Below are 15912 nucleotides of genomic sequence, written 5' to 3'. Positions count from 1 at the left end.
AACAACTACTCAGGAAGTTTCCACGTTAGAATCTTGTGCGCACTGGTGATTGCAGCGAATTGTTTGCCATCGGCGGAAAGGGCAATTTCGTCGATCTTGTGAGGTGTTTGCGCGGCGAACAGAGTTTCGCCCGATTGGCTATCGTGTACGCGAAGGGTGTGCTCCAAGAGAAGAGGCCCCCTGACTGCTGCAATATAAATGTCTGGAGAGTTCACCAGTTAGCAAATTTTGCCACTCGGATACGGTTCCTGGCTGCTTATCGCCCCCGATTGACCCTAGTGATAGCTGGCGATACGATCAAAAACGCAAACCCGGGCTAAAGCCGGGTTTTCTTTGAGCCAGACCTTGTGATAAGATTCACAAAGTCCTGGTTCGAATACGCAACCGCTTGGAAATTCTGGGGTTATGGAACTCAAGTTACTCCCCATTTTGTTGTTCGGCGCCTGTGCCACCGGATTGGCCCTGGTGATGCTATTTGCCGGCTCGCTATTCGGCCCTAAGCGGCAGTCAGCTGTCAAACGGATGCCGTACGAGAGCGGGATGGACCCGATTCACGACGCGCACAAGAAGTTTGATGTGCGGTTCCACCTCGTCGCCATCGCCTTTTTGATCTTCGATGTCGAACTCCTCTTTCTCTATCCCTGGGCGGTTGCCAGCCGGCATCCGGACGGGATCGATGCAGCTGTCAGGGTGGCTCAAGCGTCCGGGGCGGGAATCTCTCGCGGGCTGATTTTTGCCGAAGCGATGGTCTTTATTGCCCTGCTCGCAGTCGGCCTGGTGTATGCCTGGCGGAAAGGGGTCTTTCAATGGCGCTAGAACAGCAGCCTGAACTCCCAGAAAATGTCGTCGTCACCAAGCTCGACGAACTTGCCAGCTGGTGCCGTAAGAACAGCTTGTGGCCGATGCCGTTCGCCACCGCCTGCTGCGGGATCGAGCTAATGGCCACCGGCGCGAGTAAGCATGACCTGGCTCGCTTTGGAGCCGAAGTGTTCCGCTTCAGTCCGCGGCAGTGCGACCTGATGATCGTCGCTGGCCGAGTGGCCATGAAGATGCTGCCGGTGCTGCAACGCATCTGGCAGCAGATGCACGAACCCAAGTGGTGCATTTCGATGGGTGCTTGTGCCTCGACGGGCGGCGTCTTCGATACCTATGCCGTGGTACAGGGGATCGACCGCTTCATTCCCGTCGATATGTACATCCCTGGCTGCCCGCCTCGTCCCGAGCAATTGATCCAGGCCATCATGGACCTGCAAGACAAAATCCAACGCGAAGGTACGATCGGCGGAGCCGAATTCGAGACCGCCCAAGCTCAGGAACGAAAGCGGGCCCTGCAAGAACTGCCGATGTACGGGCAGTCGCACTATTTTCATCCAGAATCAACACTCGTGAAGAAATGAGTCCCCAATGACGAAGGTAGCCCGAAGCGTAAGCGAGGGAGACCTGGGTACACGCACTGAAACTTTGATAACGCAATTCGCAAATTAACCGCAACTAACCATCTCCCTCGCTGACGCGTTGGGCTACTTGAATGCCAGCCACCACTGAAACAATCGCCGCGATGGAAAGCCGCTTCGGCAAAGAGAAGGTCACGACCTTTCGTGACCAGACTCGCGTCGTCGTGCCGCGCGACGAGTTGCTGCCAACGATGCGAATGCTGAAAGAGGCCCGCTCGTTCGACCTGCTCGTGGAAGTGACTTGCGTCGACTATCTCAAGTTTCGTGATGCGACCGATCGCTTCGGTCTGGTCTATTGCCTGGCCAACACGACCACTAACGAACGGCTGACGGTTCGAGTGATGCTCAATGAACCCGACCTGAAGGTCGAGAGCATGTGTGCTCTGTGGAACGGAGCCAATTGGCTCGAGCGCGAAGTGTACGACATGTTCGGCATCGAGTTTGTTGGCCATCCGGACTTGCGCCGCATCCTGATGCCGGAAGAGTTCACGTCGTTCCCGCTGCGGAAAGATTATCCGATGCAAGGTCGCGGCGAGCGGCACAATTTCCCGGTTTTGACCCGCAACCAGGCGTAAGTACTAGAGCAGTTTCATGTCGATTGCTTCGCTCGAAAAACCGACCGCCGACAAGCAGGACTACCTGTGGACCCTGAACTTCGGTCCGCAGCATCCGGCGACTCACACCACGCTGCGCATCGTGCTCAAGCTCGACGGCGAACGCGTCATCGATGCAATGCCCGATATCGGCTATCTGCATAGCGGCTTCGAAAAGCTGGGCGAACATCTCGATTACAACCAATACGTCACCATCACCGACCGGATGAACTACATCTCGCCGGTCGCCAACGGTGTCGCCTGGCACGGCGCGGTCGAAAAGCTGCTTGGCATCGAAATCACCAACCGCTGCAAGTACATCCGCGTCATCGTCGCGGAACTGGCCCGCATCAGCGATCACTTGCTCAGCACCGGGGCGATGGGGCTCGATACTGGCGCGTTCACGTTCTTTCTGTATGCCTTCTATCAGCGGGAAGTCATCTACGACATTTTCGAAACACTCTCCGGCCAGCGCTTTCACCCCAGCTATACGCGGGTGGGCGGTTTGTCGCAGGACTTCACGCCGCTGGTAATCGAAAAGATCCGCACCTTTCTGAAGACGTTCCCTGCCACGCTAGATGACATGGATCGGCTGCTCAATCGCAACCGCATCTATGTTGACCGGACCAAGGGCGTGGGCATTTTGACCAAAGAAGAAGCCACCAATTGGAGCGCCACGGGCCCTGTCGCTCGCGCCAGCGGTGTGACCCGCGATCTGCGCAAGGACGAGCCTTATCTGGCTTATGCCGATTTCGATTTCAACGTCTGCTGCATGAAGGCCGGCGATTGCTTCGCCCGTTATTACGTTCGCCTCGCCGAGATGCGCGAGAGCTTGAAGATCATTACGCAGGCCATTGAGAACTTGCCTGCTGGGCCGATCAACGTCGGCGTCGATGAGCGCAAGACCCTGCCGAATAAGAAGCAGGTCTATTCGACCATCGAAGGGACGATCACGCACTTCGAACTGGTGATGCTGAACCGCGGCTTCACCGTGCCGAACGAAGAAGTCTATTCGGCCATCGAATCACCGAACGGCGAACTTGGTTTTTATGTGGCCGGTGACGGCAGTGACGTGCCCTATCGGGCCCGTTGCCGTCCGCCGTCCTACATTCACTTCTCGCTGTTTCCCAAGCTCATTCGCGGCCATACCCTCTCGGACGTGGTCGCTGTGCTCGGCAGTTTGAATATTATCGCCGCGGAATTGGACCGCTAACTTTAACCGCCCAAATCTCATGGCTGAACGCATCCTTACCGACAAAATGATCGAAGAGATCCGCGCGTTCATTCCGCGCTATCCTTCGAAGCAGGCCGTGACGGTCCCCGCGCTGCACATCGTGAACGAGCACCTCCGCTGCGTGCCGCGACAGGCCGTGGTCGAGATCGCGCAGATTCTCGAGCTTCATCCGTCGCAGGTGCAAGACACGCTCACGTTCTATGGTTACTTCAAGCAGGATGCTCCGGGCGGCAAGTGCCGGGTGTGGGTTTGCCGCTCGATCGCCTGTGCCTTGCGCGGCGCTGACGAACTGCTCGAACATCTCGAACACAAGCTGCACGTGAAGGCCGGCGAAACGACGCCCGACGGTCGCATCTCGCTCGAATATGCCGAGTGCCTCGGGGCCTGCGAACATGCCCCCTGCATTCTGGCCAATGACGATTTGCACCAGAGCGTGTCCCCAGAGCAAGCCGAACAACTCGTGGCGTCCGTCAAATAGCCCGACGCGTCAGCGAGGGAGGAAGTGAAAACCGTGGCAGATTTCGAACCAGTCCTGCTCGCCAATATCGGCAAACCCGATAGCTGGACCCGTCGTGGCTATGAAGCCTACGGCGGCTACGAAGCAGTGCGCAAAGTCATCGGCAAGCTGGCTCCCAAAGACGTGGCCGAGACGGTGAAGTCAAGTGGTCTGCGTGGCCGCGGCGGCGCTGGTTTTCCCACCGGGCTGAAGTGGACCTTTCTGCCGCCGAATCATCCGGGCCCGATTTATTTCTGCCTGAATGCCGACGAGAGCGAACCGGGCACCTTCAACAACCGCGTGTTGATGGAGCTCGATCCGCACCAGGTGCTCGAAGGGATGATGATTAGCTGTTATGCAACGAATTGCAAAACAGCTTACTACTACATGCGGTGCGAATATCCGCTGGCCTACAAGCGGACCCTGGCTGCGATTCAAGAATGTTACGACGCTGGTTATCTCGGCAAGAACATCTTCGGCACCGATTACTCGCTCGATATTCACCTGCATCGCGGTGCGGGTGCTTATATCTGCGGCGAAGAAACGGGCCTGATCGAAAGCCTCGAAGGCAAACGAGCCTGGCCGCGCATCAAGCCGCCATTCCCTGCGGTAGAAGGTGCCTTCCGCAAGCCGACGGTCGTGAACAACGTCGAGACCGCAGCCTGCGTGAAGCAGATTTTTGATCGCGGCGTCGAATGGTTCAAATCGATCGGCGTACCTCCCGATCCGAACAACCCGCGCGATGCCGGCAGCTATGGCCCCAAGCTCTACTGCCTCAGCGGTCACATCAACAAGCCCGGCTGCTACGAAGCGCCGCTCGGTATCACGGTCACAGAATTGATCGACCGTTACGGTGGCGGCATCTGGAAGGGTCGTAAAGCAAAGGCCTGCATTCCCGGCGGCATCAGCATGGGAATTCTCAAGGCTGATGAATTCCACTGCCCACTCGATTTTAACGGGCCCGGCAAGTTCGGCTGCCTTGGTCTCGGCACCGCCGCGGTCGTCGTCATGGACGAAACGGTGCAGATGGTGGATTACCTGATGAACAGCGCGCGGTTCTTCTCGCACGAGAGCTGCGGCCAATGCACGCCCTGCCGTGAAGGGACCAGTTGGGCCACTCGCTTGCTGACTCGCATCAAGGCGGGCAAGGGACGGCTGAAGGATCTCGATCTGCTTGCTGAAATCGGCGATACGATCGGCATCATGCCGGGCACCACCATCTGCGGCCTCGCCGATGGTGCCGCCTGGCCGCTGAAGAACACGCTTAAGAAGTATCGCGGCGAGTTGGAAGAGTACATCAAGAAGACCAATCCCGATGGCTGGGCTGAAACGAAGCCTGTGCCCGCCCTCAAGCTGCTGAGCATTCACTAAAGCGCGAAAGAACTATGCCAGTCGTCATCGTTGATGGTAAAGAAATCGAGATCGGTGCGCAGGAGCGCCTGAATGGCATTCAGGTCGCCCAGCGAGCCGGCGCGGAAGTGCCGCATTACTGCTGGCATCCCGGGCTCTCCGTCGTCGCCAGTTGTCGCATGTGTCTCGTCGAGTGCGGGCAGAAAGACGCGGCGACCGGCAAGATCGCGATGCAGCCTCGCCTCGTTCCTGCTTGTCAGACGCCGGCCAAAGAAGGAACGGTTTTCGTTACCAACAGCCAGAAGGTGATCGACGCCCGCGCGATGGTCGAAGAGGACCTGCTGCTCCGTCATCCGGTTGATTGCCCCATCTGCGACAAGGCGGGCGAATGCTCGCTGCAAGACTATCACTTCGAATATGGTCGCGACCAACGCCGGGCCGATATTCAACCTTTCAGCAGTCGCCGCCGTGAACTGGGTGATACCGTTACCCTGTTCGTCGATCGCTGCGTGATGTGCACCCGCTGCGTCCGCTTCACCCGCGAGATCTCGGGCACCAATGAATTGATGGTCATCAATCGCGGCGCGCACGAAGAGATCGACGTCTTCCGCAACGATGCCGGCGAATTGCAGTTCCCGCTCGATAACAAGATGTCGGGCAACGTCTGCGATCTTTGCCCCGTCGGCGCGTTGGGCGACAAGGACTTCCTCTACAAGCAGCGCGTCTGGTTCATGAAGAGCCACGATAATGTGTGCGCGGGCTGCTCGACCGGTTGCTCGATTAAAGTCGAAGAGAACCAGGATCACATCTATCGCCTCAAGCCGCGCGAGAATCCGCACGTCAATCAATGGTGGATGTGTGACGACGGCCGTTATGGCTGGAAGCACGTTCACGATGAAGGGCGGCAGATCGACCTCCGCCGCAAGTCGACGACTGCGAGCAATGGCTCCTACACAAATCTCGATTGGCACGCACTGCCGGCGGAACTGGAGAAGTCGCTGACAGCTGCCGGTAAGTTGGGTGTGGTCTTGTCCCCTCACCTGACTGTCGAAGAAGCCTTTCTGCTGGTTTCATACATTCGCCGCCTCGATCCCCAAGCGATTGTGGCCATGGGACCGATTCCGGTGGAAGGAACCGACGAGAAGTTCAAGAACGGCTTTACCATTCACGCCGAGAAGTGCCCGAATCGCCGCGGTGTCGATGCCGTGGCTGCGAACTTCGCGGGCAAGGTCATCGACTGGAATGAATTCCTGACTGAGCATGCCTCTTCGCTGGGGGGCGTCTGGATTAGCGGTGGTTATAAGACCAATTGGAACGATGCCGCTGCGGTCGAGAAGCTTTCGGGTGTAAAAACGCTTATCGTGCAGGACTGCTTTGCCTCTCCTTTGTGGGATGCGGCCACGTATCAGGTGCCCGGCGGCACATTCGCCGAACGCGAAGGTTCGTACGTCAACTTCAACGATCGGCTGCAGTCGTTTCGCTGGGCCATCCGTGCACCTGCTGGCGTGCTGGTCGAAGGTCAACTGTTCTGGCAATTGGCCGGTCGCAGCGGACTCTATCAAGCCAAGCAAGTCCTCGCTGAAGCGGCTCGTGAGATTCCCTTTTTCGCGCCAGCTTTGAGTGGCGTACACGAACTGGGCGTCGATTTGAAAGTGAATCAACTCGCTGCTGCGGGTGCTCCTCAACCGGCAGTCGCCACCACGTAGGTCATCGATGTCCCTCGAATTTTTTATCGAACCGTTAATCAAGATCGCCATTATCCTGGGCGGGCTAATGACGGCGGCTGCTTACTTTGTGCTGCTCGAGCGGCGCATGGCAGCCTGGGTGCAAGATCGTATCGGCCCCAATCGCGTCGGCATTCCGGGCACCAAGGTTCGCCTGTTCGGTCTCGGCCAACCACTGGCCGATGGCATCAAATTCATTCTCAAAGAAAACTACACGCCGGCGCACGTTAATCACGCGCTCTACGCCATCGCTCCCGTCGTGATTCTCGCCGCCGCGCTTACGACATTCGTCGTCATTCCGATGGGAAGCATGATTCCCTCGTTCAAGATCGGGCCGGTCGAGAGCAAGCAGCCGATCGAAATGATCGCCGCGCCAGGTATCGACGTGAGCATCCTGTTGATCTTCGCGCTCTCCAGCATCGCCGTCTATGGCGTGATCCTCGGGGGCTGGTCGAGCAACAACAAGTACAGCTTTCTCGGCGGTCTCCGCAGCAGCGCTCAACTCATCGCTTACGAACTGCCCCTCAGCCTGGGCATTCTCGGCGTCGTTTTGGCCGCCGGCTCGCTCGATCTGGATGCCATTACCAGGGCCCAAGCATTCCAAGGCTGGTATGCCTTCCTGCAGCCCCTGGGTTTCGTGGTGTTTTTGATTGCCGCCTTTGCCGAAGCATCGCGTCTGCCGTTCGACTTGCCCGAAGCGGAACAAGAGCTCATCGGCGGTTATCACACCGAGTATGCCGGCATGAAGTTGCTATTGTTCCTGGTTGCTGAATTCCTCCACATGATTGCCGCGTCGTTCCTGATTGTTCTGTTGTTTCTCGGTGGCTGGCACCTGCCCTACATCACCGGCGACCCGAATGCCGAAACAATCAGCTGGTTAACCGCTGCGATTCGCATTGGCGTGTTCCAGGCAAAGATCTTTGCCGTGATTGTGTTCTTTATGCTGGTGCGTTGGAGTTGGCCGCGGTTCCGCTTCGATCAGTTGATGGCACTCGCGTGGAAGATCATGTTGCCGCTGGGCATTTTGAATCTGGTCGCCGTTGCCGTTGTCGAAGAGTTACGTCATTGGTACGCGCCCGACGGCTCGCTCAATTGGACTCTGCTCACAATCGCCTTGGGCTGGGTGGTGCTCGTCGTCGGTTGGCTTGGCGTGGCGATCAGCAATCCGCTTGTGACCGATAATCGGCCGCGGCGTGACCTTTCGTCGGTCGAAGTGGACTCCCAGATTTAGTTTTGAACTTCCGTCTTCAGTCAGTTCCCCCATGAAACCCGACGACCCTAACATCGCGTGGATCGAAGAGCCCAAGCTCGGGCTATCGGGCATGCTCTACTTGCCACTCTTCGTGCAAGGTTTGACGACCACGTTCAAGCATCTGTCGCGTTCGCTCGGCGGAAACGTGGTCACCGTCAGCTATCCCGACGAAGAACCCAAGATCGGCAATCCGCTCATCTATCGGGGCGTGCACCGCTTGAACAAAGACGAGCAAGGCCGCGTGAAGTGCGTTGCCTGCTTCCTGTGTGCGACCGCTTGCCCGGCCCACTGCATCGATATCATTGCCGCCGAAAGTCCGTGGCCCGATCGCGAGAAGTATCCCGAGAGCTTCGTGATCGACGAGTTGCGGTGCATCTACTGCGGCATGTGCGAAGAAGCTTGCCCGGTCGATGCAGTGGAACTGACGAGCCTCTATAACCTGACCGGCCGCAGTCGCGAAGAAATGATGTTCGACAAGGAAAAGCTCCTCAGCGTGTATGACGCTACGAAGGATAAAGAGCCGATGAAATCGCCTGGCATGGGAGGGACGGCCACATGAGCCCACTCTTCCTCGCGGCTGTTGACGTCGCCAAGCTAACCATTGCCGATATCGTCCGCTGTCCCACCACCTGGGGTTTGGTCCTCTCGGCCATCGGTCTCTGGTTGATCTTGCCGAGGGCAGTTCGCCACGGCAAGACAATTGGCGGTCTGCTGTTGATCATTTCGCTCGGTCTGTTTGGTGCCGATCTTCCCTGGCTCGCCAATCCTGCTGCTCAAGGCGTGTTTTGGCTGGTGGCAGTGACCACGCTGGTCTCTGCCGTTGGCTGCATCACTGCCCAAAGCCCGGTCTATTCCGCGCTGTGGTTCGCCATGTCGCTGGTGGGTACTTCTGGCTTGTTTTTCATCGATGGAGCGCAATTTTTGGCAGTGGCGACGATTGTCGTCTATGCCGGTGCGATCGTGGTGACGTTTTTGTTTGTGCTCATGCTGGCCCAACCCGAAGGGCACGCCCCTTACGACCGCATCAGTTGGGGCTGGTTCCCGCGCGCGATATCGGTGTTTGTCGCCGGCTGTCTCGTGGCCATGCTGACCCTCGCGTTAAGTGGCTTGAAGACTCAGGCCGTCGCAGAAGGGAAAGCCATGGAAGCCAGGGCTGTCGCGGCCGCCACAGCGGCCAAGAACAATCCGGAAGAAAAGACCGTCTCGGCTCCCCTGGCGCAACAGCCTAACGACATCTTGAATCCGAATCACATGGCCCGCCTTGGCGGTTACCTGTTCACGCGACATCTCATCAGCCTCGAAGTGGCAGGCACGTTGTTGCTGGCCGCCTTGGTGGGAGCAGTGGCCATCGCCATTCAAGGCAAGCAACGAGACCGCGTCGAAGAGGCCTTGAGCCCGGGAGCCAACGCCCGATGAATGAATTGAGCTTGCTGTACGACTCACTCATCGTGGGCGGTTTGTTGTTCGTGATCGGCTTGATTGGCTTTCTCGTCCGCCGCAACATGATCGTCATGTTCTTGTGCGTCGAGATGATGCTTCAAGGTGTCGCGGTTTGCCTGGTCGGATTTGGTCGATACCACGGTACGTTGGGAACCCCCACAGCTTGGGATGGCCAGACGCTCGTGATCTTCATGATTACGGTCGCGGCTTGCGAAGCCGGTATCGCCATGGCCCTCATCCTGATGCTGGCTCAACGTACGGGCAGCCTGGATGCCCTCATCTGGCAAGACCTCCGCGAAGAGGGACAGCCTGCCTTTGTCGATCAACGAGTCCCGGAAGAACTAGTCGAAGATCAGGTTTGGCCCACGCTGACACCCGCCGGCCGCGAACCCCTGCCCAACATCGACGAACAACAGCATCGGAGCCGGGTGTAACGCATGGATACGATTTCGCTCTGCCTCATTCTGATTCCCGCCTTGCCGCTGGCCGCTGCGATCATCGTCGCACTGTTCGGCGCAAGCGTACTGCGCGAAGCCAGCCATTGGCCGGTCATTGTTGCCATCGGCGGTTCGTTCCTCTGCAGCATGCTACTCGTCCGCGAGATCCTGGCCGAACAGTCCAAACAGCCCGCAGAGGCAACCGGCTTCGAGCGAGTCGTCACGCTTTGGACTTGGGCCAACATTGAAAATGCCTACGACTTGAAGCCGACGGCCCCCAGCGAAGATGCCGCCACAGCCATGACCCCATCGGATGCCGGCTGGAAAGACTTCCGCATCGATGTCGCGCTCCGCGCCGATGCCCTCACCTCGATGATGCTCTCGATGGTCACCTTCGTGGCCACGCTGGTCGCGATCTTCGGTGCGGGTTACATGCACGGCGATCGAGGCTACTGGCGATTTTTCGCGTACGTCGGCCTGTTTGTGTTTTCGATGACGATGCTGGTCTCGGTCAGCAACTTCGTTTTGCTGTTTGTCTTTTGGGAAGCAGTCGGCGTGTGCAGTTATCTGCTCATCGGCTTCTGGTACACCAAGCCCGAAGCAGCTGCCGCCGGCATGAAGGCGTTCCTCGTCAACCGCGTTGGCGACTTCGGTTTCGCCCTGGCGCTATTTTTGATTTGGACGACATATGGCACGCTGAACTACCACGACACACTTCGCGACGGCACGACGAATCCGGAATCGATCGCTAAAGTTCTCGCTTCGTCCGAACGCGACCTGGTCAATGTCTACGGAGCGGATGCAGTTGCGAAAAAGAGCCTGGTTCGCGGTGTGCTGGGCCAACTGCGGTTGCAGGACGGCCTGTATGTCGGCGGTGCAGTGGCCACGGCCATCTGCCTCCTCTTGCTGGTCGGTGCCTGTGGCAAGAGTGCCCAGTTCCCACTGCATGTGTGGTTGCCGGACGCGATGGAAGGCCCCACTCCTGTCAGCGCTCTGATCCATGCGGCGACGATGGTAACAGCCGGGGTCTACATGATTACTCGCTGCACGCCGCTGTTCATGATGTCGCCGACGGCGCAATTGGTTGTGGCAATCATCGGCGGCTTTACAGCGTTGCTGGCTGGCCTGATCGCCTTGACTCAATTCGACCTCAAACGGGTGCTTGCTTACTCGACCGTTAGTCAACTCGGCTACATGTTTCTGGCCCTGGGTGTCGGCACGTTCGCGGGTATTACCGGCGGCATGTTTCACTTGTTCACACACGCCTTCTTCAAGGCACTGTTGTTCCTCGGTGCGGGCAGCGTCATGCATGCGATGGGCAACGTCATCGACATGCGTCAGTTCGGCGGTCTGCGCAAGTTGATGCCTCACACGCACTGGACTTTCCTCTGCGGTTGTCTCGCCTTGGCTGGCCTTTTTCCACTGGCCGGTTTCTGGAGCAAAGACTCGATCCTGGGCGCTGTCCACGAGAAGGTACATGAGCTCGAACATGAACATCATCACCGGGCTCATGGTTCGGATCATCCTCCGGCGCACGTGAGTGATCCGAGCTTAAGCGACAAGGTAGTCGTATCGCCGCTGGCCTCGCTCAGCGATGCCGAACTGGTCCGTTTCGCCTGGATCTACAACGTCCTCTACTACTCCGGTCTTTTCACGGCCTTCTTAACTGCCTTTTATACGTTCCGCGCGTTCTTCATGACCTTTTATGGTGAAGAACGAATCCCGCCCCAGGCTGGTCATCATGCGCACGAGTCTCCGCCATTGATGACTGGCCCGCTGATGGTCTTGGCTGTCTGTGCAGTCATCATCGGCGTGATTTGGATGCGGGACGGAGCCAAGACCAACTTGCTGGTCGAGTACATCGGTCATACTCCCTCGCTGGCGGCTGGACTTGTTGCCACCACTCGCCCCGCAGTCGGCGAGTTTCACTTGACGGTCGCGGCCCTCAGTTCGGTGGTAGCTATCGCCGGCATCTTGTTGGCTCTTTACCTCTACCTGGGCGAGCGGACAGAAGCGAACTTCTTGCGCGATGTGTTTGAACTCAAGGGGGTGGAACGTTTCACCGATCCGCAGTGGGTGCTGAAACTTGAGCAAGTCTGGTGGATCGGTCAGCCGGTGCGTTGGCTGCGATGTGTAGGCTTGGGCTTTGTGGTTACCGCAGTTGGCCTGATGCTGGGCGTGCTATCGATGATCCTGGCCATTCCGTTGCTGCTGGGGCAGTTCATGTCCCCCTATCGCTTGTCGCAGAACAAGTTCTATTTCGATGAGTTGTATTACGGTCTGATCGTCTGGCCACTTCGCCTGATGGCTCAGGTTTGTTACTGGATCGATCGTTGGATTATCGACGGCCTGGTGAACGCGTTCGGCTGGTTCCCCCAAGCTGCCGGCTCGCTGATGCGATCGCTGCAAATGGGCCTGGTCCAGTTTTACGCCGCAGCCATGGTGCTCGGTGTGGTGGTTTTGCTGGCTGCCCGCATGCTGTGGGCAGGATAAGGTGACATGCAAACGTTCCTGCTAATTGCGATCTTTTTGCCGCTGCTTGGCGCTGCACTCCTGTGGGTGGTACAGCCGCTGGGGCGCGATGCCGTGCGCTATACCGCGCTCGCCGTGGCTCTCCTCACGCTGATTGCGGCCCTCTACGTTTGCGTTGGGTTTCCGCCCAATGGCGAGGTTCCTGTCGAAGGCTATGCAGGCACCAGCGAGGCTTGGCTAGCGCCGGCCATCGGCTCTGTGGATGTCAAATTCGCCGTCGGACTGGATGGCCTGGGCGTTTGGATGTTTGGCCTTTCCGCCGTCTTGATGATCACCGCGATCCTCGTGAGCTGGGAAGCAATCAAAGAGCGCGAGGCACTATTTTATGCCATGCTGCTGCTGCTCGAATTCGGCTGCCTCGGCGTCTTTTCAGCTCGCGATCTGCTGCTGTTTTATATCTTCTTCGAGTTCACCCTGATTCCGCTCTTCTTTTTGATCGGCATTTGGGGGAGTGAAGATCGCCGCTATGCCGCGATCAAGTTCTTCCTCTTTACACTTGCCGGCAGCATGCTGACGTTTCTAGGTTTGCTGGCGATTGTTGTCTGGGATTATCAGCAGCAAGGGGATGGCGTTCTGCGCTTCGGAATTGCCGACCTCGTCGCCGGACTGAGAGCCCATCCGCTGCCGCCGACTTGGCAACTCGCGATCTTCGTGGCCCTGTTCGCGGGCTTCGCGATCAAGGTTCCGCTCTTCCCGCTCCACTCCTGGCTGCCACTGGCCCACGTTCAAGCGCCGACGGCAGGTAGCGTGATCCTGGCTGGCATTCTGCTCAAGATTGGCGTCTACGGCTTTTTGCGATTCAGCATTCCGATGCTGCCCGATGCTACGGTCTTCTGTGTGCCGTACTTACTCTGGCTCTCAGTCGCGGGCATCATCTACGGAGCGCTCGTGGCGCTCGCCCAGGCCGATATTAAAAAACTGATTGCCTATTCGTCGGTCAGCCACTTGGGCATCTGCATGCTCGGGCTGTTTGCCCTCACGCCGCAAGGCGTGCAGGGGAGTGTGCTGCAAATGGTAAATCACGGCGTGAGCACCGGGGCGCTCTTCGCCCTCGTGGGCATGGTCTACGAACGGTATCACACGCGCCAAATCGCCGATCTCAGTGGCCTCGCCTTGCGAACACCGTGGATCGGCTTTTTCATGGTCTTCTTTACTTTCTCTAGCATCGGTGTGCCTGGCTTGAATGGCTTCCCGGGCGAGTTTTTAGTGCTGCTGGGGATGTTCCAGCGGGCCTATGCTCAGGCCCCCCTGGTGATGCAGGCCCAGTGGATGATCATCTCGGTTCTCTCGGTCAGCAGCGTTGTGCTGGGGGGCTGGTACATGCTGTATCTGGTGAAGCGAGTCTTCTTCGGACCGCTGAAAGAGCCTGCTGAAGCGGCCCATCATCACATTGAAGATATGAACTGGCGTGAAATCGCCGCGCTGGCGCCGTTGGCCGTGCTTGCCTTGTGGATTGGTCTCGCTCCGCAGCACTTCCTGCGGCCCATGGCACCCGCCATCGATCAGGCGTATGAACAGGCCGCCGCTCGCGTCGGTCAACCCTATCAAGCTGCCGAACCTCGCGCGGCCGTTCCTTCGAAAAGCAACTCTGCGGAGGCTCTCGCCCGTGTTCGTTGAAGCTCGCACGCTGGGCCTCTTAGGGCCTGAAATCCTGCTCACCGCCATCGCCACACTGCTGTTCGTAGGTGGTGCCTTCGTTCGCCAGCGCGAAGCGTGGTCGCTGGTTGCCTTGGTCTCGTACGTGGTGGCGGGAATCTGGCTTTTCACCACCAGCGACGGCAGCTTGTCGGTTACCAGCGGGCCGGTCACTTCTAACGGCATGAGTGTTTGCCTGCGAATGCTGGCAATCGTGCTTGGGATCACCTTCACGCTCGTTGCCTCGCAGCAGACAGACAAACTGCTGGCGACCGAGTATCTCGGCTCGCTGATGCTCATCGTGGTCGGGCTGATGATCGTCGCAGCGGCCAATGAACTCGTGCTGCTGTTCCTGGGCTTCGAATTGATCTCGATCCCGACCTATGTGTTGCTGTTCCTCGGTCGTCGCGATCGGGTTACCAGCGAAGCAACGATGAAGTACTTTTTTCTGAGCATTCTCTCTTCAGCCTTGCTGCTATTCGGCCTCGCATTTCTGTTCGGCATGGCGGGCACAACCACCATTCAAGGGACAGCCGCTGCTCCTGGCATTCGCGAAGTGTTGCAGCAGCTTTCGGCCACTGACTCAATTAGTCCTTTGAAAGCTCTCCTTCCGCTCGCCCCATTGGCCCTGGTCTTCATTCTTGCCGGGTTGGGATTCAAACTCACTGCCGCACCGTTTCACTTCTATGCTCCCGATGTTTATCAGGGAACAACGAACTCGAACGCCGGCTTGCTGGCCGTTGCCCCCAAGATTGCCGGTGTTGTTGGCCTCGTTCGCCTGGTGATTATCGCCCTGCCGATCTCGGCCGACTTTGCCTGGCAACTGGCGCTCGTCCTCTCCGTCATCACGATGACGCTCGGTAACGTCTGCGCCCTCTGGCAGCGAAACGTTCGCCGGCTGATGGCTTACTCCTCGATCGCACACGGCGGCTATTTGCTGCTAGGTTTGGCCGCAGCGACGGGCAGCACTGCATTGCCCCAGCTGAATGCCGATGGCGGGACGACGGCCATCATTTTTTATGTCGTTGTCTATTCGCTGGCTTCGATGGGTACTTTCACCGCCTTGGCCTACCTTGGCTCGCACCGGCGCGATCTACAAACCGTCGATGAACTCGCCGGGCTCGGCAAGTCGCAACCGTTGGCCGCAGCGGTCATTGCAGTTTGCATGTTCTCGCTGGCAGGTCTGCCACCCCTGGCGGGCTTTTGGGGCAAGTTCTCGCTGTTCACCAGTGCCTTGCAAATTGCCCTGGGAAATAGCGGTAATATTTCGTTCGGTTTCATTCTGCTACTCGTCGTTGGTGCCCTGAACGCAGCGATCGCAGCTGCCTATTACTTGCGACTCGTCAGCGTGATGTTCTTTCAGCCCGCAGTGGGTGACGACGTTCCTGCTGCCGGTGGCTATGGTGCGCTCGCGGCGTCCGTGCTCTGCGGAGCACTGGTGGTTCTCGCTGGTGTCGCTCCCGGTCCTATCTTGCGCCTGGCCGGACAGTCCGAAGAACAAATGCTCAAGGTGACCGTGACTAATTCCGCTCCGGTCAGTAGCAGCACGCAGGTTGAAGCTTTGGCGATTCAAGTCGCCAAGTAACCTAGCGCGAAGTACCACGACGTTAAGCAAATCTGTCAATACGTTCAGTAGCTGGCGTTGCCAGCGAGCGCACGTCTTACCACGCTGACTTTGCTCTTTCTGTTTGCGCAGCTTTCCCGAGTGGCAAGCTCTGCGAAATTAGTCCTAGTGGAACCGCCGGTTTAAAACCGAGCGCGGCAT

15 protein-coding genes are annotated in these 15912 nt (G+C 58.1%); 14 read left to right on the top strand and 1 reads right to left on the bottom strand.

Annotated elements, in window-relative coordinates; all coding sequences use genetic code 11:
• Window positions 1–5 precede the first annotated feature (5 nt).
• On the bottom strand, window positions 6–167 hold the full coding sequence (locus tag ETAA8_RS34540; protein ID WP_202921741.1) for a hypothetical protein: 162 nt from the start codon (window positions 165–167) through the stop codon (window positions 6–8).
• 238 nt (window positions 168–405) lie between these two features.
• Here ETAA8_RS34540 and ETAA8_RS10565 point away from each other — a divergent pair, with 238 nt between their 5' ends.
• The 14 genes from ETAA8_RS10565 to ETAA8_RS10500 all read left to right on the top strand — a co-directional run bounded on the left by ETAA8_RS10565 (window position 406) and on the right by ETAA8_RS10500 (window position 15732).
• Entirely contained in the window at window positions 406–816 is a 411-nt protein-coding gene (locus tag ETAA8_RS10565; RefSeq protein WP_145087987.1) for an NADH-quinone oxidoreductase subunit A, read from the top strand.
• The gene (locus ETAA8_RS10560) at window positions 807–1397 is read left to right on the top strand and encodes an NADH-quinone oxidoreductase subunit B (RefSeq protein ID WP_145087986.1); all 591 of its coding nucleotides are present in this window, start codon (window positions 807–809) and stop codon (window positions 1395–1397) included. Before ETAA8_RS10565 ends, ETAA8_RS10560 begins: the two co-directional genes overlap by 10 nt.
• A 131-nt stretch (window positions 1398–1528) precedes the next feature.
• On the top strand, window positions 1529–2029 hold the full coding sequence (locus ETAA8_RS10555) for an NADH-quinone oxidoreductase subunit C (RefSeq protein WP_145087985.1): 501 nt from the start codon (window positions 1529–1531) through the stop codon (window positions 2027–2029).
• 16 nt (window positions 2030–2045) lie between these two features.
• Complete coding sequence (nuoD, locus tag ETAA8_RS10550; protein WP_145087984.1) at window positions 2046–3260, top strand: NADH dehydrogenase (quinone) subunit D; 1215 nt, start codon at window positions 2046–2048, stop codon at window positions 3258–3260.
• A 19-nt stretch (window positions 3261–3279) separates the two neighbouring features.
• On the top strand, window positions 3280–3759 hold the full coding sequence (locus ETAA8_RS10545; protein WP_145087983.1) for an NADH-quinone oxidoreductase subunit NuoE family protein: 480 nt from the start codon (window positions 3280–3282) through the stop codon (window positions 3757–3759).
• Window positions 3760–3783: 24 nt separating this feature from the next.
• Window positions 3784–5148, top strand: coding sequence for an NADH-quinone oxidoreductase subunit NuoF (nuoF, locus tag ETAA8_RS10540; protein ID WP_238397727.1), 1365 nt, complete (start codon window positions 3784–3786; stop codon window positions 5146–5148).
• Window positions 5149–5162: 14 nt separating this feature from the next.
• Window positions 5163–6833 (top strand): 2Fe-2S iron-sulfur cluster-binding protein, encoded by a 1671-nt coding sequence (locus tag ETAA8_RS10535; RefSeq protein ID WP_145087981.1) that lies wholly within the window; start codon window positions 5163–5165, stop codon window positions 6831–6833.
• 7 nt (window positions 6834–6840) lie between these two features.
• Window positions 6841–8082 carry an NADH-quinone oxidoreductase subunit NuoH gene (gene nuoH, locus ETAA8_RS10530; RefSeq protein ID WP_145087980.1) on the top strand — a complete coding sequence of 414 codons (1242 nt, stop codon included), beginning with the start codon at window positions 6841–6843 and terminating at the stop codon, window positions 8080–8082.
• A gap of 31 nt (window positions 8083–8113) precedes the next feature.
• The gene (locus ETAA8_RS10525; protein ID WP_145087979.1) at window positions 8114–8662 is read left to right on the top strand and encodes a NuoI/complex I 23 kDa subunit family protein; all 549 of its coding nucleotides are present in this window, start codon (window positions 8114–8116) and stop codon (window positions 8660–8662) included.
• The gene (locus ETAA8_RS10520; protein WP_145087978.1) at window positions 8659–9519 is read left to right on the top strand and encodes an NADH-quinone oxidoreductase subunit J family protein; all 861 of its coding nucleotides are present in this window, start codon (window positions 8659–8661) and stop codon (window positions 9517–9519) included. Before ETAA8_RS10525 ends, ETAA8_RS10520 begins: the two co-directional genes overlap by 4 nt.
• Window positions 9516–9977: an NADH-quinone oxidoreductase subunit NuoK gene (nuoK, locus tag ETAA8_RS10515; RefSeq protein WP_145087977.1), complete on the top strand. Its 462-nt coding sequence runs from the start codon at window positions 9516–9518 to the stop codon at window positions 9975–9977. The genes ETAA8_RS10520 and nuoK overlap by 4 nt, the downstream gene beginning before the upstream one ends.
• A 3-nt stretch (window positions 9978–9980) precedes the next feature.
• Window positions 9981–12473, top strand: coding sequence for an NADH-quinone oxidoreductase subunit L (locus tag ETAA8_RS10510; RefSeq protein WP_202921740.1), 2493 nt, complete (start codon window positions 9981–9983; stop codon window positions 12471–12473).
• Between the two features lie 6 nt (window positions 12474–12479).
• Window positions 12480–14129: a complex I subunit 4 family protein gene (locus ETAA8_RS10505; protein ID WP_145087976.1), complete on the top strand. Its 1650-nt coding sequence runs from the start codon at window positions 12480–12482 to the stop codon at window positions 14127–14129.
• Window positions 14119–15732, top strand: coding sequence for an NADH-quinone oxidoreductase subunit N (locus ETAA8_RS10500; RefSeq protein WP_202921739.1), 1614 nt, complete (start codon window positions 14119–14121; stop codon window positions 15730–15732). The genes ETAA8_RS10505 and ETAA8_RS10500 overlap by 11 nt, the downstream gene beginning before the upstream one ends.
• Window positions 15733–15912: the final 180 nt, after the last annotated feature.

It is taken from the genome of Anatilimnocola aggregata (genome assembly GCF_007747655.1).
Taxonomy (GTDB): Bacteria; Planctomycetota; Planctomycetia; order Pirellulales; family Pirellulaceae; genus Anatilimnocola; species Anatilimnocola aggregata.
The sequence above is the reverse complement of the archived record's forward strand: the minus strand, read 5'-3'. Positions and strand labels throughout refer to the sequence as shown.